We start from the raw sequence: 21,591 nt of genomic DNA on the forward strand, positions 1-21,591 counted from the left end.
TGCTCACTTCCAGAAACCAAGCGCCGCGCGCAGCGCCGGATTGCGCTCCGCGTGCTTCTCCAGCGGCACACCCTCGATGGCCGCAACCCATGCTTCGCGCAGCGCTTCGACACCTGCCGCGACGCCCTGCGGATGGCCGAAGATGCCGCCGCCCGCCGTGTGGATCAGATCGGCGCGGCCGAGCGCGGCATACGTATCGGCGGCCTGCAAGCCCGTCTGCCCCGAACTGAAGACGGGCATCGCCGTCATCGGCGCGTCGGGCATGACGGGCGCGAGCACCGCGCGCGCCGCCGCGATGACGCTTTCATCGGACTCGCTGAACTTGTTGCGCAAGCCGTTCACGTGCAGATGATCCGCGCCCGCGAGCCGCCAGATCATCTGCCACGGCGCGTAATCCCAGCCGAGTTCAGGACTGCGCGACATATAACCCCAGCCTGCACGATGCGCATGAATGGGCACTTGCGCGTGCTTGCGCAATTCGTGCAGGCCGACCAGTCCAATTGAATTGAGCACCGCCATCACGCAGGTTCCGCCTTGCGCCAGCACGAGATCGTGACGCCGGCGCATCTGGTCGAGATCGCCCGTCACGTTGAACGCGACCATCGCTTTCTTGCCGGTGCGATCGGCGTGTTCGTTGACCACGCGCATCACCGCCTTCACGCGTTCGTCGAACGGGCAATGCGAACCGTCGGCTTGCAGTTCGTCGTCCTTGATGAAGTCAATGCCGCCTTCCACCAGCTCGCGCACCTGCTGCGCGGTCTCCTCCGGCGACAGCCCGACGCTCGGCTTGATGATCGTGCCGATCAGCGGACCATGCGTGACGCCGCTCAGCTTGCGCGTGCCGTCGATACCGAACGCCGGGCCAGGATACGCCGCCGCGAACGACGCCGGCAGCTTCAGGCCCGTGAGCCGCAAGCCCGACACCTGGCGCAGTTCGAACAGATTGCCCGCGATGGTCGACATCAGATTCGGCAGCGACGCACCGAAGTTCTCGATCGGCCACGACAGTTCGAGCGTGCAGCGCGTGTACACCTCCGATTTCATGCCGCCCGGCAGGCTCGGCGTGTCGACGGTTTCGAGCATCTCCAGTCGCTCGACACGCGCGCCGGAACGCGCCTTGAGTTCGGGCGTCTCGCCGGGCAGCGCGACGAAGGTGCCGCTCGACTGTTCGCCGGCGATGACATCGGCGGCATGGCGCGGATCGTCGCCCGTTTCGAGCCAGTAAGTAGCGTGAATGCGTTCGCTCACGATGCAGTCCTGTTGGAAGTCAAAAGAAGACAGCGCTCAACGCGGATCACGTAATGCGGCGGATGCTGTCCGCAATCTCCGCACGATCGAACACGCCCTTCCAGTCGTCGCGCATCAGGCGCGGCTTGCCGAACTCGATTGCCTTGTTGCACGCATCGGAGAACGCGCCCGGGATCTCGTTGAAAATCACCGCGCTCAGAATGTTCATGTGGCCGAGCAGGAAATCGCGCGCGGCCTGTTCGGGCACGCCGCGTTTCACTGTTTCGTCCATCGCTTCGCGCATCACGTAAAGCAGCGTCGCGCAGATCGTCTCGGACAGGCCCGGTTCCAGCAGCGCCATCTGGTCGACGGTCAGACGGTATGAACGCAGGATCGGCTGATAGATTGTCTTCGCGACGTCTTCGCCGAGATCGAACGCGGACTCGGGGCCCTGCATCAGCGCGCTCGTGATCGACTGCTTCGCATACGCGCCGCCGAAGAAATCGCGGCGCGCTTTCGGATCGTCATCGTTGTTGAAGATGATGGGATGACACGGATGCGCGACGAAGTAAGTCAGATCGGGCCTGTCAGGCAGATGGCCGGCGAACGGCGCGGCGGCATCGAGCGTCATCACCATCGTGCCCGCGGGCAGCTTCGGTGCAATCTCGTGGCTGAGCTTGCCGATCAGCGTATCGGGCACGGCGAGGATCACGACCTGCGCGCCGTCGAGCGCGGCATCGACGGATACGCAATCCACGTTCAGTTCATCCTTCAGGCGCTTGCGGCCCGCTTCGCTCACTTCGATGTGCGCGACGCGATAGTCCGACTTCAGCAGGTTGCTCGAAAGACGGAAGCCCATCTTTCCGCCAGCGCCGAACAGTGCAATTTTCTCTTTCATCGTCCTCTCTCCTTGCAGGGGTACGTCATGTTCATGAATATCGGTTGATCAGCCCGCGCGCGGGTCGAGCGCGACGGCTGCGTGTTCGTCCTGCGAGCGCGGGCGGCGCTCGCCGCAGAACGCGAATGCAAGCACGGCGCTCATCAGCATGAAGACGCCGACCACGAACATCGGCGCGTGATACGAGCCCGTCGCGTCCTTCAGCGCGCCTGTCACGTACGGCGCGACGAAGCCCGCCAGATTGCCGACCGTGTTGATCAGCGCGATGCCCGCGGCGGCTGCCGCACCCGACAGAAAGCGCGCGGGCAATGCCCAGAAGTTCGGCAGCGCCGAGAAGATCGCGCAGGCCGTGATCGTGATGACGGCGATGGCCGTCGACGGCGACTTCATGTAAAGGGCGAGCGGAATGCTGAGCGCGCCGACCAGCGCCGGAATGCCGATGTGCCATGCGCGCACGCCGTGCTTCGTCGCGTTGCGGCTCCAGAGGAACAGCACGATCGCGGCAGGCAGATAGGGAATCGCTGTGATCAGCCCTTTCTGGAACACGTTGAACTGCGAGCCGAACTGCGTCTGGAAGCCGCCGATGATGGTCGGCAGGAAAAACGCGAGCGCATAGAGACCGTAGATCAGGCCGAAGTACATCAGCGAGAACAACCAGACGCGGCCGCTCGTCAATGCGGCGCCTGCGCGATGGCGATGCTGCGACGAACCGGCTGCGCGCTGGCGCTGCTCGGCTTCGAGTTCCGCGGTGAGCCACGCCTGCTCGTCGGCAGTGAGCCAGCGCGCCTGCGACGGCCGGTCGCTCAGATAGAACCACGCGACGATGCCGACGACGATCGCAGGAATCGCGACGCCGAGGAACATCACGCGCCAGCCGGCCAGGCCGAACAGTCCATGCGCTTCGATCAGCAGCGCGGCAAACGGCGCGCCGATCACGATCGTCAGCGGCTGCGCGAGATAGAACAGCGCGAGGATATGGCTGCGATGGCGCTGCGGCACCCACATGCTCAGGAACAGGATCGCACCGGGAAAGAAGCCCGCTTCCGCCACACCCAGCAGAAAGCGCAACCCATACAGCCCCGGCACGCTGCTCACCCACGTGAAGAGCAACGCGACGATGCCCCACGTCACCATGATTCGCGCGAGCCAGCGGCGCGCACCAAACTTGTGCAACGCGAGGTTGCTCGGCACTTCGAGAAAGATGTAGCCGATGAAAAACACGCCCGCCGCGAAACCGAACTGGGCGGCGTCCAGCCCCAGATCCTTCGTCATGCCGTTCGGTCCAGCGAACGAGATCGCCGTGCGATCGAGGAAGTTGATGAAGAACATCAGCGCGACGAACGGCACGAGGCGCAGCGAAACCTTGCGGATGGTCGAGCGCTCAAGTTGGCTCGGGCTTGCCTGTTCGGCGTGCGGGGCAGTTTGCATTGCGTCTCCTCCGATGGGTCTCGTGGCTCTGCGCTATTGCACAGATCACTCATGTTGTGTGCTGGTGTGATGAGTAGACCATCTAGATTAAAAAAGCGGCACTGGGTTTACTACCAACACCTTTCAGCAGTTCATTGGCGCGTCGTGCGCCTTCGTTATGGGCGCGCGGCGGCGTCGTTCGTGATTTGCGTGCGGGCGCGTGCAGGGGAACGCAATTGGGTTCCGGAAAATGAACCAACTAGCATCTACTTTGGCCGGATTCCCGGGTTTGGAACCGGTTTCATTGGCAGCAAAAAAAATGACCCCGAAGGGTCATTTTTCTAATACTGGAAACGCTTTACGCCGGCTGGATGTTCGCAGCCTGCTTGCCCTTCGGGCCCTGCTTCACTTCAAACGTCACTTTCTGGTTTTCCTGGAGCGATTTGAAGCCGCTCGACTGGATTTCCGAAAAATGTGCAAACAGGTCTTCACCGCCGCCATCCGGCGTGATGAAACCAAAACCCTTTGCATCGTTGAACCACTTCACCGTACCTGTTGCCATTTTGCAAGATTCCCAAAATTAATATTGCGCGTCGGTGGCGCTCCGCCAGCCGTGCGATGCACTTTTTAACATGGAGTCGTGGTTCCTCACAATCAGCATTTTTGCTTGGGGCCGGCTGGCACAACTGGAAACCCGCTGACGGCGCGCGATCTCGATCGCCTACCCTTTCATCGGCGCCCGTCCCGAGACCGTCCACCCGTGGGCATCAGCGCGATGTCGCCGCTCTCGAGCACCGGTTTGAGCTGGAAAATCGAAGCGGCTGTTCGACGCTAGAGCGACAAGTTTGACCAGATTATTTTCTACCGCCTTCGTCGGGTTTCATCGAGCATCCGTCTTCGTCCCGTTGCCCGCCTCGCCCCGACCGGAAGGCGATCCCTGCGGAGTTGGCTGGACCGGGCGTGGAGTCCTCGATGACTTGAGACGGCGCCACATTGCCCCTTGCTCCCGGCGCGAACGCGAGAATGCGCAGGTTCGGTTGGGCAACGAAGAGCCGTCCATCCGGTGAGACGGTGATCCTGTTACCCGGGAACGCCAAAACTTGGCCGATGATTCCCGTGGATGGACCGCTGATTGTCCGTATCGGTCGCACGTCGCCATTCGCCTTGGCGGCGAAAACGCTCACCTGGGTCTGGGTCGCATCCGCAGTCGTGTTGTAGACGAATAATTCGTCCGTACGAGGATCGACAGCGATCGACGTGGCGATCTGTGAGAAAAAAACATCGCGGCCCGGAAACAGGCCGGTTTTGGGACCTGTGAGGCTGCGCAGAAGCGGCGGCGCGGTCACACTTCGGCTCGTGCCGAACGTGTCGATGATCACCGTTCCCTGTATGTCATAACCCGCGATCAGCAGATTGTCGTCGCCGTCGATCGCGATGCTCTGGTACTGGGTGATGTTCGGATCGGTAATACGGACCGGATTGGGTATCGGCCCGGAGCTATTGACGGGAACGACCATCACGCCCGCCGTCGAGGGGCGAACGCTCAGGACGAAATCGTTAAGGCGGGCGTCTACCGCGATACCGGGCAGGTCATTTGTCATCCCCGGCATGAACGAGCGACCAGGCGCTTGATTGCCCTCTGCCTTCCGCGGAAAGATGTCGACGGTGTCATTGCCAAACTGCGCTACATGAAAGGCGTCCTTCCTGTCGATCACCGTCGCCCCGGCCGACATCAGGGTGGTGAGTGGCCCTTGCAGCACCTGGCAGGGTTCGGTCGCTCCGTTGGCGCGCGCTGAGTAACCGCGAATCTGATCACCGAGCGCGAGAAAGACGGCGTCGTGGGAGCAGACAGCGTGCGCCAGTTGGACCCCGAAAACCATACTGGCGACGACGACACATAGCGCGGGTTTCATGCACGCCTCCTTGGTCATATCGAGCGAATGCGCCGATAAAGCATAGACGCCTGCCGGAAACCCAAGGAGCTTCCGCCAGTTGGAACCTGTGTTTTGGCGGGCGATGCAAGGGAACACCCGTCGATATCGAACGGTGATGGCCCTATGCCGTACATGGATGGCCGATTTTTTTAACGCGTGAGGCTCGTTCCAAGCCCAACAACGATCGGCCGGAATGCCTGTCTGAGCGGCTCAAATTGGCCGCTCGCAGCCTCCCCACCTGAACAAGGGCCCTCTATCGGGGCGTTCAAGGCAGTTTTGACAGTCAGCGGAAACTATCCGAAAACCCGTACCCAGGCCGCCCGGATTCGCCGCGCCCGATCTTCAAAGAGATATGAGGCGGCCAGCGCGAGCAGACCGGAAACGACGCCCGTCGCAACGTGCTCGACAACAGGAAGCCGGTAGTGACTCGTATGCGAGAAAGCGTCGCCTAAGGCCGTCAGACAGCCGACGATCAGCGCATTGCCGTATCGATGCGAGTAGAGTTTCGCGGCTGGCGTGAACGTCAACAGTACCGCGAGGACCCCGGTGAGCAGTCCCGTCTGGAGTGCAATCGTCCAGTGGACAAGGCTCAAGACGTTGCCCCAACTCCCCGGCATGCAGGTCATGCACGCGCTGGTGGGCTGCCAGAAACGCTGGGCAAACAGGCGCATCCGGCGTTTCCATTCACTTGACATGATGCGCTCCCCGTCATGGATGCACGGAACGCGCGCCCGAGGGAATCAGGATCCAAAGAGCAGCGTATCCACGGTGGAATCATACCTCGCGACCAGATCTACGCCCCGTTCACGTGGGGCGGCAACTCGAAGGCTGCACGACCGGCATCGCCCAGCTGTCTTGGTGCAGACCTACCCACATGATCGTGTCGTAAATGCTGCGTTGCGCTTTGTTAGTCGGATACCGGGATCGCTTATAGTCGGATATGGTAATTCATATGGATTCCATACCATTACGACGCAAATTAACCAAAACAAAGCCCCGATTTTGTCGGCAATCCGCAGAACCATTCCGCATGAACCGGCTGGTGTGTTCTTGCGTAGCTAGCTGGCAGGGAGCCTGCCGAATTGGCATACGGTAGGGATTTCACCAAGTATTCGCGAACCGACTGCTGTGCGACGCTATGTCTCAGTGCCATTCCTCATGGAGACAGGCATGCAATCTGAGACACACAAGAAAGCAGCAGTCGGAGCTTTTCTTAATCGGTCGGCTCTGTTCCTGCTGATGTTGCCAGTTGCCTTCTTTCTCTGGGCACTCCACGCCTACCCGCCTCACGAAGCATGTTGGCTCGGCGTCGCCTCTGCCATCTATGTCTGGCCTGTGGCTGGAATCCTCTTTGTCGTCGCCGCAGGCTTTCACGTCGGCTCCACCAGTCGACGACTGGGAACGGCCGGCGAATTGCGGAAGGCGCACGGGCACTAGCTCCCGGCGGTGACGGGTGCGATGTACGCGACGGCCTCGGCAGAGACCTCGTCGATGACGAGGTTCGTCAGGCGGAAATCGGTGCAGTCCAGCAAGGGCGCGCATACCGGCGTTCACGGAAGATGCGCAGAAAAATAGCAAGCTGGTCTGTGACGGGTCGTGTCTCCGTTACCCCTTCCACTGATCATGCCTTCGCGGCACGGTCTCTGAAAACACAACGCCCCAGAGTCTCCTTTATAGGAGGCTCGGGGCGTTTTTAATTGGCGCAACTTATTCTGCAATGCGTTTGAAACTGGCGTAGTAATCCTCGGTGTAGTAGCAGTCGCTGGTCTGCTTGCGCGGTCCACCACATACGATGCGGCGTTGCCCGCGATCCGTTGAGCCAGGCGTGCGAACCGTGTATGCGTGGTAATAGCCGCGCGGATGCTCCGGCAGCAATGCCGCGCTGTTGCGGAACAAGACGCCGTCCTCGCTAAAAGGGAAACGGCCGCCCGCTTTGATCAGACGCAGTGTTTCGGCTGCTTCCGCCGGCAACTGCGCCTTAGTGACGACGGCCGGCGCGCTCGGCGCCGGCGCGCCCGATGCAGCCGTTGTGCCGCTCGCGGCCTGCCCAGGCTGACTCGCCGCCTGACTCGCGGAGGCGCCCGATTCCTGAGTACCACTTCCCGATCCGTCCTTGCCGCATCCGCCGAGGATCGCGTTCAAGGCGAGGATGCAGGAGAAAGCCCACGCTCGCTTCACGAAATGGTTGTCTCCGGGTTGACTGGCATTCGACGTTCACGAACGATTCAAGGGTATCGCTAATGGCAGAGCGAATCAATGTTCGGCCGGAAATAGGCGTTTCTTACCCGGCAACCGGGCTGATGCGCGCTTCACGGTGTTCGAGAAGCAGGCAAATCAAGCAGATCGCGATGAAGCTTCGAAGGGTGCATTGCTCCCTCGCCCGCGTCCAGATCAGCAATCGATCCGACGGGGAAGCTCGCGCCAGCATTGGCTACGCAGCGCAGCGCCAGTGACCTTGACAGCATGTGGTTTCCTAAAGGCTTATGGCTCAACCGGAACATCCCGGTCGTCGCCCATCCCGTGATACCCACCTTGAAATATGACAGTCACGTTGCGGGGGTTGTCTGCACGATAGACGTTGGCATAGATGGGGGTCGCCACGATGCCCGCGCCGCAATCGAATTTCAGATCCTTGTCGATTTGTCCACTTTTGATATTGATAAGACGCAGGCGGACCATCGACAACGAACAATCCATCGAAGACTGGTACACACCCAGCAACAGATGGTTTTTCGTGTGATGCCACATCGGTATTTCGACAACACCGACCACTCGGGGTGTTTCGAGGCCGGTATCGTTGAGACTGCCGACTTGATGCAGCGCGATCGGCAGGATTTTTTTGCCATCTCGCCACTCCCCCGATGCCTTCGTATCGCTGATTTTTAACGCAATAGGGCAAGGAACAGGGTGGCTCGGCGAAGCGGCAGGCACCGTTGGCGAATCACCAAACGAAACAGGCTCTACTGCTTCGCATAACTGCATCTCTCCATTGGGTTGGCGTTTACCTTGCAATGGAATGGGAACGCGATGGGCATCGTAGTAGTAACTGCCATCGACGCGCCACTGACCAGACTCATTTCGGTTGATGTCATCGTAGGTCTGTAACGACACATGAACAGGGAGGCTACCAATCGTGCCGGCATAGTTCCTGATCTCATACCACCCGGCATGGGCCGACGAAGCGGTGAACAAAATCACGCATAGGATCGAGCAAGAGAAATTTCGTTTGCGTTTCATCGGTTATCTTCAGTTGTCGCCGATAAGTATGCCCGCGGACCGGTATCGGCCATTCGCAGCCGATTTACTCGATTACAAGCACGGCTGCCTTCCTTTCGCGCAATTACAAAACATCAAGTCTCACGCGAAGGTCCCGATAACCCGATTGTACGTCGCTACCGTGCATTCGATTTTCGACCGTCCCTCCAAGCGCTGAACAAAGGAAGCATCAGCCCCATGTCGCCTGATCCGATCAACACGAACACGTCAGTCACCACACCGCCACCGCCCGAGCCTCCTCCATCAAAGGATGCATCGTCGACGGCCAGCACGTCCGACCGCAGTAACGATGCACTGATGGCAGCCCTCAAACGCACGTTGACGCGGCTCGGCATCGATGCATCAACGGGCTTGACCATCAGCGACAGCGTCAACGACAACTCCGACGCCTTGTCGTTACCCAGGCGCGTGAGTGCGTCGAGCGCATCACTGATCGCGGCGCTCTATCAGGCGCTCGAACTGCAGCAGTCAATTGCCCTGGCCAATGGCCTGAGCATACCGGGCAAAGAGACGAAGGACGCGCTTTCCGTCGTGACAGATATCCAGTCATCCAATTCGGCCGTAAATGGCTATCGCGATCTCGGCGCTCAGATTGCCGATCTGGCGAAGATGTCCGGTACGGTGGCAAGCGACGACGATGCCGATACGGACGAATGGGGTTTCGATATTGACGATTCCGCAAACACCTCGAGCGCTGACACACAGCCGGGCGACCCAATGACAGCCGCAATCGGACAATTGAATCAGGCGTTAAAGGATCATGTCGTGACGCTCGTGCAGAATGCAAACGCGAAAGTCTCGCTGGCTGCGGTACTCGACGGATTATCAGACGAGACGAAGGGAGTCCAGTGGCGGCCGCTTGGCGTGCTGATCGACGTGCAGGCGTAGTGCCCGATTAACGCCTCATGCCCGAGAGACATGCCTGTACCCTGGAAGGGGCCGGCGCTGTATGCATCCGGACGCGGCAATCGAAGCCGCTCGCCACGGCCCTCCGGCGCGGATTTCATTCACGCGTGCTTCTGTCGAGGAATGCGATTCCCCCAGGAAATTCAACCAAATTACTTCCACTTCGAGAGGATTTCGACGTCAGAATCGACCTCCCTCACCCCGTCTGTTACCCATATAGCTTCCGAAGTCAAACAGGTTTCAACCATAAATCTTCCATCGTCGCAGGCGCTCGCCATAAGGGGTTGCACGCGACCAACGTGAGCACCTTCGGGCGATCCCGCCCATGAACGCGCGAACCGACCGACTCAAGATCGGCCTGAGCTGACGTTCACGTGTCGCCGTTGGTAAGCCAGCTCAGGGTTGCTCTTTTGCCATTCTCACCGCCGCGACCGCGAATGTCAGCTCTCGCCGCAGTCGCATGAGTACTTGCGACCCGTTGCTGACTCGCTGATCCGTGAGAAGCGGACGCCCACCAACCTCGCTGAAGGTGCACAATCGACCTGTAGATCGTGACACCCGAAAGCGGCCACTCGACGGTGTCGATGTCCATGATAGAACTCCATACGTACAGTTGACTCTGCACGTGTCCGCCGATGCGTGCATCGGGGTCCATCGGTCAATCGGGCATTATTGGCGGCCCGACACCGGACCTGGTGGCGTACGTCACCGGGAGATGATCGTGCAGATCTGGAGCGGTTCGTTTTGATCGAGCCTTGCAGCAAGGAGAGCAACCATGAAGAGCATTTTGATGGGTGTTTTAGCGGGTCTCTCATTCGGGTGCCTTGCCGCCCCGAATTGCAACGACGTAAAGACCAATTGCATCGACAATTACAATCGGGACATCGGAGCGTGTGGAAATTACTCCGACAGACGAGGAGAACTTTGCAAGGCGGACGCACAAAATCGATATCTGTCATGCGTTCAGGCTGGTGGCTGCGGGGGCTAACGGCGCCTTATTCATTGCGGCCGTAGATCCGAAGCACCGTTAACCGACCGCTTTCGGACCCCACTCCCGACCGACGGCTTATGGCCGACTACTTGCCCGATGTAGTCGGCCAACGACGACGCGCGAGAGACGGTGACCGGACGACGAAGCAAGGGTCGATGGCGCCCAGCTTCTTGACGACCTTGAAGGTCGCCGAAAAAATGGGCGTACGACTACAAGTCTGTCGCGGGCACGGTCGCTGACATTCCAATCGTCTCGGGGCTTGAATGCGCCAGCACGTAGTTCACCAGCGCCTTCAGCTTGGCAGGCTGCTGCCGTCTGCTCGGGTAGTACAGGTAGAACCCGGGAAAAGTCGGTGAGAAGCTGCTCAAGACGCGTTTCAGCTTCCTGGCCCGGATGTGAGGAAGCGCGAGCTGCTCGAACGTGTACGCCAGTGCAATCCCATCCAGCGCAGCTTCAATCGAGAACAATGAGTCGCTGATCGTGAGATTGCCGCTGATCTCGTACTCGACGATACGGCCTTCGACCTCGAGCTCCCACTTGTGAATCGCCCCACTGCCTGAAAACCTGAATCGCACGCAGTTGTGATGGATCAGATCGGAGGGGTGCCGTGGCACAGAATGCTGCCTGAAGTAGTCGGGAGATCCAACAATGGATACGGCAACCGGGCCACCGAGAGGCACAGCTATCATGTCCTTCTGGACACTCTCTCCCATTCGAATGCCCGCGTCGAACCCTCTTTCGACGATGTCCACGTAGCCCTCGTCATTCGTCAGCTCCACCTGGACGTCCGGATAGGCTTTCAGGAACCCGGCCAGCAGCGGCTGGAGGACCATGGCGGTCGAGATTCGCGCTGCGTTGATGCGCAGCACGCCCGATGGCCGGCCTTGAAGCTCATGAAGTTGCTCCCCAGCTTCCAGTACGTCGCTCAACGCCGGCCCAATCCGGGACAGGTACGCCTGTCCGGCTTCAGTGAGGCTGACGCTACGCGTGTTCCGGTTGAGAAGCCTGACGCCGAGCCGGGCTTCCAGGTGGCGGATCGCCTGACTGAGCGCAGAAGGCGAGACCTCGAGCGCTGCCGCGGCGGCAGAGAACCCGCGGTACTCTGCGACCTTCCAGAATGCGAGCAGTCCATCAAGCTGGTTGAGTCTCATACTTTGAAGAATATCTTCAAAGCGTGTTCAGCACCAGGGTGTTTTTCTTCTCAGTCAATCTGCCTAGAGTGACAGGCATTGACCAGGACTGGGAGTTTGAGCATGAGCAAAGTGTGGTTTATCACAGGTGCTGGCAGCGGTATCGGCGCCGGTACGGCCAGGGCCACACTGAAGGCAGGTGATCGGGTCGTTGCCACAGGCAGGAACCCGGACAAGGTGGGCAATGCCTTGCGCGACCTGGCCGGCGAGAATCTGGAGATTCTCCGGCTGGACGTCTCCGACGAGGCCCAGGCAACGGCCGTGGTCGACGAGGTGCAAAAAAAGTTCGGTCGTATCGATGTAGTCGTGAACAGTGCCGGCTACAGCCTCTTAGGCAACTACGAGGAACTGGGAACGCAAGACATTCAACACCTGTTCGCGACGAACTTCTGGGGCGTGAGCAACGTGATGCGTGCGGCCCTGCCGATCATGCGTAAGCAGCGCTCCGGGAACATCATCAATGTCAGTTCCGTGGCAGGCGCTGTCGGCCTGATGCACTGCGGGGCCTACAGCGCGAGCAAGTTCGCCGTGGAGGGTCTTTCGCTTTCCGTGGCCGAGGAGGTCGGAAAGTTCGGGATCAAGGTCACCGTGGTAGAGCCAGGATTTTTCCGCACGGACCTTCTGAGCGCAGCCAACGCCAAATGGCCGGACAAGCGTATCGACGATTACGCCGCCGCCGAGGTCAGCGCCGAGGCGATGTGGTCTCCCTATGCAGGCAAGCAACCGGGCGATCCGGACAAGCTAGGCCAGATCCTGGTAAAGCTTGTGGGCATGGAGACTCCGCCCAGAGTGTTCGTGGCCGGAAGCGATGCACTGGCGTCGGTCGGGCCGGCTGTGGAGGCTCGATTGAAAGCGGTGCACGCCTTCGAGGCGCTTTCGAAGTCGACGGACGGCAGCTTCTGATCGCGAGGCGAGTTGCCCTTGCCACGACACACCTAACCTGCGAAGGACTGACCCATCATGAGCACGCTCCACGTCAACGGCCATGAGCACACGGTCGACGTCGCCCCGGACACCCCCATTCTCTGGGCCTTGCGCGACACGCTGGGCATGACGGGCACGAAGTTCGGTTGCGGCGCCGCGCTGTGCGGCGCCTGCACCGTGCATCTGGACGGGCAGGCCATCCGCTCCTGCGTTACACCGATCTTGGTGGCCCAGGGCAAGCAGATCACCACCACCGAAGCCACCACCGACGGCAGCGACAAGGTCGGTGCCATCGTGCACGCAGCCTGGGTCAAGTACGACGTCGCCCAGTGTGGCTACTGCCAAAGCGACCAGATCATAAGCGCCACGGCGTTCCTGAAGTCGTTGCCCCGCGGCAGGCAGCCTACCGTCGTAGATGCGGAAACCGGGCGCGCACGCTTCCACGAGATCTCATCCAGCGCATATGTTTTTCAGCAGTCGTCGGTTGCCCCGCTCGCTAACACCCTAAGGCTGTATGTACAGATCAGCAAAATTGCCCCATAGCCCCTCGCCGGTCGGCGCATAGTCCTTCACTTTCTTCCGTCGCTATGTCGACCCGCTGGGCACCTCACGCTTCGTCAGCTCTCAAGCCGCAATGAACCCGACAAACACATATTTTTTCATAAACGGTATATACGGTATTCTTGTAGAAGTGTTGTGACATTCGCAGACTTACCCGACCAGCAGCGGCGCTGAACGGGACGGTACGCTGCCATCATGACTCGGGACACCGCCCGGCAGCTGTAGATCGACGCAGGGAGACTAACGATGAAGCTTTCTCACAAACTCGCTTCGCACAAGGCGGGCCCGGTGTGGGGGCTCGCATTTGGCCTGCTCGTCACGCTAGCGGGGATAGGACTCTGGTGCAATGCGAAGCTATCGGCGTCCACTGGCCAGTTCGATGAATCGTTGTCGGTAGCGGCGGTGCTCGTTGGCGTGCTCGCGGCTATCTACGCACTGCACGAACTTCGGCATCGTTAGCCGCTTTTCAGGTCGCTTCCTGCTCCCGGCGGCAGTGGCACCTGGCATTGCCTGTTGCGAGTGTCGGGCTCAAATGAGACGCAGAAGCTCTTCACCGAACTGAATCACATACGTATCCTGCGGTTTGAGTTCGTCGACAGCGCGAATACGTTCGTAGATCAGCAATGCACCGACTACCTTCGAGTTGCAACGGGTGCCAAAGTCAGCCTGCGCGACACCCGTCAGGGTTTCGTATTTGTCGAGCAGATCGTTCTGGAAAAGAAGTGCGATAGCCGGTGTATTGGGTCCGCGTGGGTTATTGACCGTCAACCCGGCAGGCGTTCCGTCGAGCGCTTCATGTTCGACAATATGGGCATCTTTATCGAATCGTCCGGTCAGCAAACCGGCGACTCGCATCAGAGATTGTCGTGCTATGGCGTACGTCGGCATTCAAATCTCCTGGCCACAAAAGAGGATCCGGCAGCAGACATGTCGATACATACGAATCAATGAGCCCTTCGCTTGCGATGCGTCTTTCGCTGCGTGCAGGGCCAATGTCGCATTGGATCGGCACAGACGTGCCGGGCCTACTCCCGAATTTGAAACTGCTTATGAAGTGCCCAATGTGTCGAACCACGTCGGCGCGGCTCGACTACGCACTGCGTCACAGGCATTGCCCCAGGTCACGAACCGATTCCCTGCGCGTCGAAAAGACCTTCATAGAGAACCGTGCTCAGGTATCGTTCGCCGGAGTCGGGCAGAATGACGACGATCGTCTTGCCTGAATGCTCCGGACGCTTCGCGAGCCGCACGGCAGCCGCGACGGCCGCACCTGAAGATATCCCGGAGAGTATCCCTTCTTCGCTAGCAAGACGTCGGGCGTATGCGATCGACTCTTCGTTGGTGACCTGTTCGATGGCGTCGACGAGAGCGAGATCCAGAACGTCGGGAATAAATCCGGCACCGATGCCCTGGATCTTGTGTGGCGCAGGCTGGAGCGGCTCACCCGCTCGCGCCTGTGTGAGGATCGGGCTCGCAGCCGGTTCTACCGCCACGGATAGTATCGGCTTCCCTTTGGTCTGCTTGACGAAGCGCGACACGCCCGTAATCGTGCCGCCCGTGCCCACGCCCGAAACGAGAATGTCGATGCCGCCATCGGTGTCGTCCCAGATTTCCGGACCGGTTGTCTTTTCGTGTATGGCGGGGTTCGCTGGGTTCTTGAACTGCTGAAGCAGAACGTAACGGTCGGGCTGCCCGGCAGCAATTTCTTCGGCCTTTGCCACCGCGCCGGGCATGCCGCGCGCGCCCTCCGTCAGCACTAGCGTCGCCCCGAACGCGATCAGTAGCTTGCGCCTTTCAACGCTCATCGTCTCAGGCATAGTGAGCGTAAGCGGAATTCCGCGGGCCGCCGCCACGTACGCAAGAGCAATGCCCGTATTGCCGCTCGTCGGTTCGATTATTTCCTTGCCGGGACCGAGTAGCCCTCGAGCTTCTGCATCCCAGATCATCGCGGCGCCAATGCGGCACTTCACAGAATAGGCCGGATTTCTGCCCTCGATTTTTGCCAGAACGGTCGCAGGCGCGCCATCCGTCAAACGGTTGAGACGGACCAGCGGCGTGTGACCGATGGAGCGCGAGTTGTCTTCGAACCAACGTGCCATGTTTTTTTGCTCCTATGCCGATAGGCAAAAGTGGACTTAGTGTAGAGCGGCGGTCTACAGAGTCAAGCATTCGCACTTCCGATTCCAGGCGCTTCATCCAAACAAGCAGCAGATGTGACGTTCGAGCAGATCTTCGATTACGCACCTGTGCCCTTTGCGCACGAGTGTCGATGGCGTGAGCCACAACGAGGCCGAAGCAATCACGCCGGGTTGGGCCGAGGCCGGTGCGAGCGCGCTGTTACATGCGGTCCTGCGATCGGCTGCATAGCGCTGCTTGAGAGCAAGATGGGAGCGGTGTCGACGCGAGCTCGTCGGGCCGGCATAAGGTTATGCGAAGCGATTGATTAGTGGAAACGGAACACGTCAATAGAATGACCGCATTCGCCAACCTTTCCTGGACAGGTATCCGTTCATCGTGCAAGCGCTCTCATTCCCGTTTCTGCGCATCCTCCGTTGGGCGCTGCTCGCTATCATCGTAACCGGCACCGCACACGCTCAGGAGCAAGTGCTGCGGGTCGGCGTGACGAGCGGGCCGCACGAAGAAATCTTCGAGGCAGTCAAAAAAGTCGCTGAGCGCGACTATGGACTGCATATCCGGATCGTGTCGTTCAACGACTATATCCAGCCGGACGCGGCCCTCGACGCAGGCGACCTCGATGCGAACAGCTACCAGCATCGGCCTTTTCTCGCTTCGCAGGTTCGCGCGCGCGGCTATAAGCTCGTCGGGATCGGCCGTACATGGATTGGGCCGATCGGTCTGTATTCGAAGCGCTACCGGAAGTTCGCCGATCTGCCGGACGGCGCGACCATCGGCATACCGAACGATCCCGCGAATGAAAGCCGTATTCTGCTGCTGCTTCAGAAGGCGGGCAGCATCAAACTGCGGCAAGGAATCGATCCCGTCACCGGCATCAACGCGACGCCGCTCGACATAACCGCGAACCCGAAGCATTTTCGCTTCAAGGAAGTCGACGCCGCGCAACTGCCGCGCACGCTCGACGACTTCGACGCCACCACCGTCAACGCGGACTACGCGATCAAGGCCGGCCTCAATCCGACAAAGGACACGATCCTCGTTGAGAACGGCTCAAGCGTCTACGCATGTCTGATCGCCGTGCGAGAGCAGGATGCGAACAAGCCTTGGGTGCAGCAGCTGGTTTCCGCCTATCAGTCGCCTGAAGTCAAGCAGTTCATTCTGTCGCGCTATCAAGGCGCAATCATTCCGGCTTTCTGAGCGCCAGGCGGGAATCGCCGCCCCAGCACGCGCCATCACCGGGCAGCGACGCACCTGAAATGCAAATACGCATTTGATGGTTAGCCGCCAGGCCTATCTGTGGGACGCTACGCGTTTCATCGGGTCACGCCAGCGCTGCCGCCCGGCTTCGCTGACGTGATCCACCTTCGTTCCGCCGCACGCCCTTCCATGAGCAAGAAGCAAATCATTCTGAACGCGTTCACCATGAACTGCGTCGGCCATATCAATCATGGCCTCTGGACGCATCCGCGCGATCGTTCCACCGATTATCGGAAGCTCTCTTACTGGACCGATCTCGCGAAGCTGCTCGAGCGCGGCCTGTTCGACGGCTTGTTCATCGCGGATATCGTCGGCGTCTACGACATCTATCAGCAATCGGTCGACGTCACGCTGAAGGAATCGGTGCAGTTGCCCGTCAACGATCCGATGATGCTCGTCTCCGCGATGGCAGCCGCCACGCAGAATCTCGGCTTCGGCATCACGGTGAATCTCACGTATGAGGCGCCCTATCTGCTAGCGCGGCGCTTCTCCACGCTCGATCACCTGACGGAAGGCCGTATCGGCTGGAACATCGTGACGGGCTATCTCGACAGCGCCGCGCGCGCCATGGGCGGCACCGAGATGATCCCGCACGACGAGCGCTATGAGCGCGCCGACGAGTATCTCGAAGTGCTTTACCAATTATGGGAAGGAAGTTGGCAGGACGACGCCGTGCTGCGCGACCGCGAAGGACGTGTATTCGCCGATCCCGCGAAGATCCGCAAGGTGCATCACCATGGCCGCTACTACGACGTCGACGGCTATCACCTGAGCGAACCCTCGCCGCAACGCACCCCGGTGCTGTTCCAGGCGGGGTCATCGGGGCGTGGCCAGGCGTTCGCCGTGCGTCACGCCGAGTGCGTGTTCGTGTCGAGCCAGAGCAAGGCTGGCACGCGCAAGCTGGTCGACGCGCTGCGCGCGCAAGCCACCGAAGCTGGACGCGACCCGGCCGATCTCAAGATCATCATGGGCATCACCGTCGTGGTCGGGCGCACGCAGAAAGAGGCCGAGGAGAAATTCGCCGAATACGCGCGCCATGCCAGCCCCGAGGCGGGGCTCGCACACTTTGCGGCGGGCAGCGGCATCGACTACTCCACCTACGCACCCGACGACGAGCTTGCCCCGCCCGGCGGCCACAAGGGACGCGGCATCGAATCGTCGGTGCAGCGCGTGACCGACGGCAAGCGCGGCGTCACCGTGCGACATCTGCTCGAACAGATGCAGTTGGGCGGCCGCTATACGACGATCGTCGGCGATCCCGTGCAGGTGGCCGACGCGCTGCAAGCGTGGGTGGATGAAGCCGATATCGACGGCTTTAACCTCACGCGCACGGTGATGCCGGAAAGCTACGAGGATTTCATCGATCTGGTCATTCCCGAACTGCAATCGCGCGGCATCTACAAGACTGCATATGCGCAGGGGACGCTGCGCGAAAAGCTCTTCGGCGAAGGCGCACGACTCGGACCGCGGCACACGGGCGCGAGCTTTCGCGATCTGTCGAACGTCACGGCCGCGCAAGTGACATGAACGCCCCGTCGCCCCTTCTCCAGATAGACCAGTTGAGTGTGTCCTTCGGCGCGCACGCCGCGGTGCGGCCTTTCGATCTGACCGTCGCGCGCGGCGAGATCGTCGCGCTGGTCGGCGAATCCGGCAGCGGCAAATCCACCATCGCCCTCGCGACGATGGGCCTGCTGCCCGGCCAGGCGCATGTGCAAGGCGCGCTCCGCTTCGAGGGCAAGCCGCTCTTCGGCCAAAGCGAACGCGAATGGAGCGCAGTGCGCGGCAATCGCATCAGCATGATCTTTCAGGAGCCGATGACTTCGCTGAACCCGCTTCAGCCCATCGGCAAGCAAGTCGCGGAAGCCTTGACGCTGCATCGGCCGATGTCGGCGCAGGCCGCGCGCAAGGAAGCACTCGCACTGCTCGAACTCGTCCGCCTGCCCGAGCCGCAGCGCCGCTTCGTGCACTATCCGCATCAACTGTCCGGCGGGCAGCGGCAACGCGTGATGATCGCGATCGCCGTCGCCTGCCGTCCCGGCCTGCTGATCGCCGACGAGCCGACCACCGCGCTCGACGTCACGATTCAGGCGCAGATTCTGGAGCTGATCGACCGCCTGCGCCGCGAACTGTCGATGGCCGTACTGCTCATCACGCACGATCTCGGCGTGGTCGGGCGCTGGGCGGATCGGGTGGTCGTGATGAAGGACGGCGCGAAGGTCGAGGAAGCGGCAAGCACGCAGCTGTTCGCGCAGCCCTCGCAGCCCTACACCCGCGCGCTACTCGGCGCATCGCTGCATTTCGGCGCCGGTCTGCATTATCGCGACGTGCGGCTCACGGACGCGCCGCGCGCAGTGTCACGGCCTGCTGCCCACACGCCTGCCCCCGTGCTGCTGGAGGCCCGCGACATCACCGTCGATTACCACGGCGTGCGTGCCGTCGACGGCGTGACCTTCGACATTCGCGCGGGCGAGACCGTGGGTTTGGTGGGCGAATCGGGATGCGGGAAGTCATCGCTTTCGCGCGCACTGACGCGGCTCGTCGAGCCTTCGGGCGGCCGCATCGTGTTCGACGGCGAGGACATCACGCATCGCAGGCGGCGCGCCTTGCGGCCGTATCGCCGGCGTGTGCAGATGATCTTCCAGGACCCGTACGGCTCGCTGAATCCGCGTCATACCGTCGAGCGCACGCTCGCCTATGCGCTTGCGATTCACGGCGTCGCCAACCGGCGCGAACGCGACGCGAAGATTCGCCGCATCGTCGACGCGGTCGGTTTGCCGAAATCGGCGCTGCGGCGTTATCCGCACGAATTCTCCGGCGGGCAACGGCAACGCATCGGCATTGCCCGCGCGCTCGTACTCGAACCCGAGCTCGTCATCTGCGACGAGCCCGTGTCCGCGCTCGATGTCTCGATCCAGGCGCAGGTTCTCGACCTGCTCGTCGATCTCAAGCACGAGCTCGGCCTCGCACTGCTGTTCATTTCGCACGACCTTTCGGTGGTCCGCTACATCGCGGATCGCGTGCTGGTGATGCAGGCGGGGCGCATCGTCGAACGCGGAGATCAAGCCTCCATCTGGACTTCGCCGCAACACGCCTACACGCGCACCCTGATCGACGCCGTGCCGTCATCGCAGGCCCCATTCTCACTCGACACAAGGAAAATTGATCGTGACTTTCAAGAGCAAGCAGCAGCCACCTTCGACTTCGACACTCCTGTTCCGCGATGATCCGCTGGGAGCCGCGGTTGCCGATCTGAAGCGGCGCAAACTGCTCAAGGGCGCCGGCGCGCTGCTTGCGGGCGCGGCGACGCCGTTCATGTTTACGGGCGAAGCCTGGGCCACGACGGAAACGACGCCCATCACGCTGAACGGCGCGAAACGCGGCGGCACGCTCACGGCCGTCATCCACCCGGAGCCGCCGACGCTCGCGTTCTTCGTCAACTCCGCGACCATGATCGGCGCGGTGGCGAGCAAGATTTTCGATGGCCTTATCGAGTACGGTCCCGATCTGAAGCCGCGTGCGCAGCTCGCCGAGAGCTGGAACGTATCGCCAGACGGCCTGACATGGACCTTCAAACTGCGCCAGAACGTGCTGTGGCACGACGGGCAGCCCTTTACCTCCGCCGACGTGAAATTCTCGGCCGAGGAAGTGTGGCTCAAGATCAGCCCGGCGTCGCGGCGCGTGCTGCAATACCTGACGAAGATTGACACGCCGGACGCGCATACGGTCGTACTGCATCTGTCGAAATCGACGCCCGCGACGTTCGGCATTCTCGATTCGCTGGGCACGCCGATTCTGCCGAAGCATCTCTACGAGAACACGGACATCCGCAACAATCCGTACAACAACAAGCCAGTCGGCACCGGTCCGTTCAAGTTTACGGAATGGGCGCGCGGCGACCGCATCGTGCTCGATCGAAACGAGAAGTACTGGGCGCCGGGTCAGCCCTATCTGGACCGCATCACATGGAAGATCACGCCGGACGTCTCGGGCCGCGCCACCGCGCTCGAAACGGGCGCGGCGCAATACGGCGAACGCAACCCGGTGACCTTCGCCGATGCCGACCGCCTTGCGAAGCTGCCCAATCTCATCGTCTCGCGCGAGGGCTATAACGGCTACGCGGCGTGGCTCTGGCTCGAACCCAATCTGCGTGATCCGATCCTCGGCAAACTCGAAGTGCGTCAGGCCATCGCGCATGCGATCAATCGCGACGTGCTGGTCAAGACCGTCTGGGGCGGCTATGCGGTGCCCGCGACGGGGCCGGAGTCGTCGCTCGTCAAGTCGTTCTACACACCGGATACGCAGCAATATGCGTACGATCCCAAGCGCGCCGAGGCACTGCTCGACAAAGCCGGCTTCCCGAAGAAAGCGGACGGCTGGCGCTTCAAGCTCGATCACGATTTCATCCCGTATGGCGACGACTATCGCCGCACGGGCGAATTCGTGCGTCAGGCGCTGCGCCGCGTCGGCATCGACGTCAATCTGCGCGGGCAGGATCTGCCGACCTGGATCAAGAACGTCTTCACCGACTACAACTTCCAGCTCATCAGTAGCTGGGGCACGGACGGCCTCGATCCGCAGATCGGCATCGAGCAGCACTACTGGTCGAAAGCGGCTTCCAATGGCACGCCGTGGTTCAACGCCTCCGGCTACGCGAGCCCCGAAATGGACCGCGTGATCGAAGCCGCACAGACGGAAACCGATCCGGCCAAACGGCGCGACCTGTACGTCCAGTTGCAGAAGATCGCGCAGCGCGACCTGTCGCTCATCAATCTGTTCGAGTTTCGCTGGTTCGGCGTATGGGCGAAAAACCTGCGCAACGTCACCGACACCGCCAGCCATTCGCGCGCCAACTTCGCGCGAGTCTGGTTCGACAAGGCGTAATCA

The 21,591-nt window shown here is 61.0% G+C and carries 20 protein-coding genes; 9 read left to right on the plus strand and 11 right to left on the minus strand.

Annotated elements, in window-relative coordinates:
* Positions 1–3 precede the first annotated feature (3 nt).
* From C2L64_RS29625 to C2L64_RS29650, 6 genes are all read right to left on the minus strand, one after another.
* Positions 4–1,248 carry a ribulose-bisphosphate carboxylase large subunit family protein gene (locus tag C2L64_RS29625; RefSeq protein ID WP_007580965.1) on the minus strand — a complete coding sequence of 415 codons (1,245 nt, stop codon included), beginning with the start codon at positions 1,246–1,248 and terminating at the stop codon, positions 4–6.
* A 46-nt stretch (positions 1,249–1,294) separates the two neighbouring features.
* Positions 1,295–2,125: a phosphogluconate dehydrogenase C-terminal domain-containing protein gene (locus C2L64_RS29630; protein WP_007580967.1), complete on the minus strand. Its 831-nt coding sequence runs from the start codon at positions 2,123–2,125 to the stop codon at positions 1,295–1,297.
* Positions 2,126–2,173: 48 nt separating this feature from the next.
* Positions 2,174–3,553: an MFS transporter gene (locus C2L64_RS29635; RefSeq protein ID WP_007580970.1), complete on the minus strand. Its 1,380-nt coding sequence runs from the start codon at positions 3,551–3,553 to the stop codon at positions 2,174–2,176.
* Positions 3,554–3,890: 337 nt separating this feature from the next.
* Positions 3,891–4,094, minus strand: a complete 204-nt coding sequence (locus tag C2L64_RS29640) for a cold-shock protein (protein ID WP_007580971.1) — start codon at positions 4,092–4,094, stop codon at positions 3,891–3,893.
* Positions 4,095–4,386: 292 nt separating this feature from the next.
* Positions 4,387–5,445 carry an NHL repeat-containing protein gene (locus C2L64_RS29645; RefSeq protein WP_007580973.1) on the minus strand — a complete coding sequence of 353 codons (1,059 nt, stop codon included), beginning with the start codon at positions 5,443–5,445 and terminating at the stop codon, positions 4,387–4,389.
* Positions 5,446–5,759: 314 nt separating this feature from the next.
* Entirely contained in the window at positions 5,760–6,161 is a 402-nt protein-coding gene (locus C2L64_RS29650; protein ID WP_007580975.1) for a hypothetical protein, read from the minus strand.
* A 475-nt stretch (positions 6,162–6,636) separates the two neighbouring features.
* On the opposite strand from C2L64_RS29650, the gene C2L64_RS29655 reads away from it, so the two are divergent.
* Positions 6,637–6,903 (plus strand): hypothetical protein, encoded by a 267-nt coding sequence (locus tag C2L64_RS29655; RefSeq protein WP_007580977.1) that lies wholly within the window; start codon positions 6,637–6,639, stop codon positions 6,901–6,903.
* A 270-nt stretch (positions 6,904–7,173) separates the two neighbouring features.
* On the opposite strand, the gene C2L64_RS29660 is transcribed toward C2L64_RS29655, so the two are convergent.
* Positions 7,174–7,644, minus strand: coding sequence for a ribonuclease (locus tag C2L64_RS29660; RefSeq protein WP_007580979.1), 471 nt, complete (start codon positions 7,642–7,644; stop codon positions 7,174–7,176).
* Positions 7,645–7,947: 303 nt separating this feature from the next.
* A complete protein-coding gene (locus C2L64_RS29665; RefSeq protein WP_007580980.1) occupies positions 7,948–8,703 on the minus strand; it encodes a hypothetical protein in 756 nt (251 codons plus the stop codon).
* A 336-nt stretch (positions 8,704–9,039) separates the two neighbouring features.
* On the opposite strand from C2L64_RS29665, the gene C2L64_RS29670 reads away from it, so the two are divergent.
* Positions 9,040–9,630: a hypothetical protein gene (locus tag C2L64_RS29670; RefSeq protein WP_236674216.1), complete on the plus strand. Its 591-nt coding sequence runs from the start codon at positions 9,040–9,042 to the stop codon at positions 9,628–9,630.
* A 1,218-nt stretch (positions 9,631–10,848) separates the two neighbouring features.
* Here the strand turns inward: C2L64_RS29670 and C2L64_RS29680 are convergent.
* On the minus strand, positions 10,849–11,790 hold the full coding sequence (locus tag C2L64_RS29680; RefSeq protein ID WP_007580987.1) for a LysR family transcriptional regulator: 942 nt from the start codon (positions 11,788–11,790) through the stop codon (positions 10,849–10,851).
* Between the two features lie 102 nt (positions 11,791–11,892).
* Between C2L64_RS29680 and C2L64_RS29685 the strand changes: the two genes are divergently transcribed.
* From C2L64_RS29685 to C2L64_RS29695, 3 genes are all read left to right on the plus strand, one after another.
* Entirely contained in the window at positions 11,893–12,732 is an 840-nt protein-coding gene (locus C2L64_RS29685; protein ID WP_007580989.1) for an SDR family oxidoreductase, read from the plus strand.
* Between the two features lie 57 nt (positions 12,733–12,789).
* A complete protein-coding gene (locus tag C2L64_RS29690) occupies positions 12,790–13,296 on the plus strand; it encodes a (2Fe-2S)-binding protein (protein ID WP_007580992.1) in 507 nt (168 codons plus the stop codon).
* A 264-nt stretch (positions 13,297–13,560) separates the two neighbouring features.
* Positions 13,561–13,773, plus strand: a complete 213-nt coding sequence (locus tag C2L64_RS29695; protein ID WP_007580994.1) for a hypothetical protein — start codon at positions 13,561–13,563, stop codon at positions 13,771–13,773.
* Between the two features lie 69 nt (positions 13,774–13,842).
* Here the strand turns inward: C2L64_RS29695 and C2L64_RS29700 are convergent, their stop codons facing one another.
* Together C2L64_RS29700 and cysK are read right to left on the minus strand one after the other, a co-directional pair.
* Complete coding sequence (locus C2L64_RS29700; RefSeq protein WP_039900308.1) at positions 13,843–14,202, minus strand: hypothetical protein; 360 nt, start codon at positions 14,200–14,202, stop codon at positions 13,843–13,845.
* Positions 14,203–14,435: 233 nt separating this feature from the next.
* On the minus strand, positions 14,436–15,413 hold the full coding sequence (gene cysK, locus C2L64_RS29705; protein WP_007580999.1) for a cysteine synthase A: 978 nt from the start codon (positions 15,411–15,413) through the stop codon (positions 14,436–14,438).
* Positions 15,414–15,828: 415 nt separating this feature from the next.
* Here cysK and C2L64_RS29710 point away from each other — a divergent pair, with 415 nt between their 5' ends.
* From C2L64_RS29710 to C2L64_RS29725, 4 genes are all read left to right on the plus strand, one after another.
* The gene (locus C2L64_RS29710; protein ID WP_007581001.1) at positions 15,829–16,647 is read left to right on the plus strand and encodes a MetQ/NlpA family ABC transporter substrate-binding protein; all 819 of its coding nucleotides are present in this window, start codon (positions 15,829–15,831) and stop codon (positions 16,645–16,647) included.
* 189 nt (positions 16,648–16,836) lie between these two features.
* A complete protein-coding gene (locus tag C2L64_RS29715) occupies positions 16,837–18,234 on the plus strand; it encodes an LLM class flavin-dependent oxidoreductase (protein ID WP_039900362.1) in 1,398 nt (465 codons plus the stop codon).
* The gene (locus tag C2L64_RS29720; RefSeq protein WP_039900309.1) at positions 18,231–19,931 is read left to right on the plus strand and encodes an ABC transporter ATP-binding protein; all 1,701 of its coding nucleotides are present in this window, start codon (positions 18,231–18,233) and stop codon (positions 19,929–19,931) included. The genes C2L64_RS29715 and C2L64_RS29720 overlap by 4 nt, the downstream gene beginning before the upstream one ends.
* Positions 19,873–21,588 carry an ABC transporter substrate-binding protein gene (locus C2L64_RS29725; protein ID WP_007581006.1) on the plus strand — a complete coding sequence of 572 codons (1,716 nt, stop codon included), beginning with the start codon at positions 19,873–19,875 and terminating at the stop codon, positions 21,586–21,588. Before C2L64_RS29720 ends, C2L64_RS29725 begins: the two co-directional genes overlap by 59 nt.
* Positions 21,589–21,591 lie beyond the last annotated feature (3 nt).

Source organism: Paraburkholderia hospita, assembly GCF_002902965.1.
Taxonomy (GTDB): Bacteria; Pseudomonadota; Gammaproteobacteria; order Burkholderiales; family Burkholderiaceae; genus Paraburkholderia; species Paraburkholderia hospita.

Coding starts and splice junctions, on each gene's coding strand:
- C2L64_RS29630 (WP_007580967.1), bottom strand. CDS start 2,125: ATGAAAGAGAAAATTGCACTGTTCGGCGCTGGCGGAAAGATGGGCTTC.
- C2L64_RS29640 (WP_007580971.1), bottom strand. CDS start 4,094: ATGGCAACAGGTACGGTGAAGTGGTTCAACGATGCAAAGGGTTTTGGT.
- C2L64_RS29685 (WP_007580989.1), top strand. CDS start 11,893: ATGAGCAAAGTGTGGTTTATCACAGGTGCTGGCAGCGGTATCGGCGCC.
- C2L64_RS29680 (WP_007580987.1), bottom strand. CDS start 11,790: ATGAGACTCAACCAGCTTGATGGACTGCTCGCATTCTGGAAGGTCGCA.
- C2L64_RS29670 (WP_236674216.1), top strand. CDS start 9,040: ATGGCAGCCCTCAAACGCACGTTGACGCGGCTCGGCATCGATGCATCA.
- C2L64_RS29690 (WP_007580992.1), top strand. CDS start 12,790: ATGAGCACGCTCCACGTCAACGGCCATGAGCACACGGTCGACGTCGCC.
- C2L64_RS29655 (WP_007580977.1), top strand. CDS start 6,637: ATGCAATCTGAGACACACAAGAAAGCAGCAGTCGGAGCTTTTCTTAAT.
- C2L64_RS29650 (WP_007580975.1), bottom strand. CDS start 6,161: ATGTCAAGTGAATGGAAACGCCGGATGCGCCTGTTTGCCCAGCGTTTC.
- cysK (WP_007580999.1), bottom strand. CDS start 15,413: ATGGCACGTTGGTTCGAAGACAACTCGCGCTCCATCGGTCACACGCCG.
- C2L64_RS29645 (WP_007580973.1), bottom strand. CDS start 5,445: ATGAAACCCGCGCTATGTGTCGTCGTCGCCAGTATGGTTTTCGGGGTC.
- C2L64_RS29715 (WP_039900362.1), top strand. CDS start 16,837: ATGAGCAAGAAGCAAATCATTCTGAACGCGTTCACCATGAACTGCGTC.
- C2L64_RS29695 (WP_007580994.1), top strand. CDS start 13,561: ATGAAGCTTTCTCACAAACTCGCTTCGCACAAGGCGGGCCCGGTGTGG.
- C2L64_RS29700 (WP_039900308.1), bottom strand. CDS start 14,202: ATGCCGACGTACGCCATAGCACGACAATCTCTGATGCGAGTCGCCGGT.
- C2L64_RS29635 (WP_007580970.1), bottom strand. CDS start 3,553: ATGCAAACTGCCCCGCACGCCGAACAGGCAAGCCCGAGCCAACTTGAG.
- C2L64_RS29665 (WP_007580980.1), bottom strand. CDS start 8,703: ATGAAACGCAAACGAAATTTCTCTTGCTCGATCCTATGCGTGATTTTG.
- C2L64_RS29720 (WP_039900309.1), top strand. CDS start 18,231: ATGAACGCCCCGTCGCCCCTTCTCCAGATAGACCAGTTGAGTGTGTCC.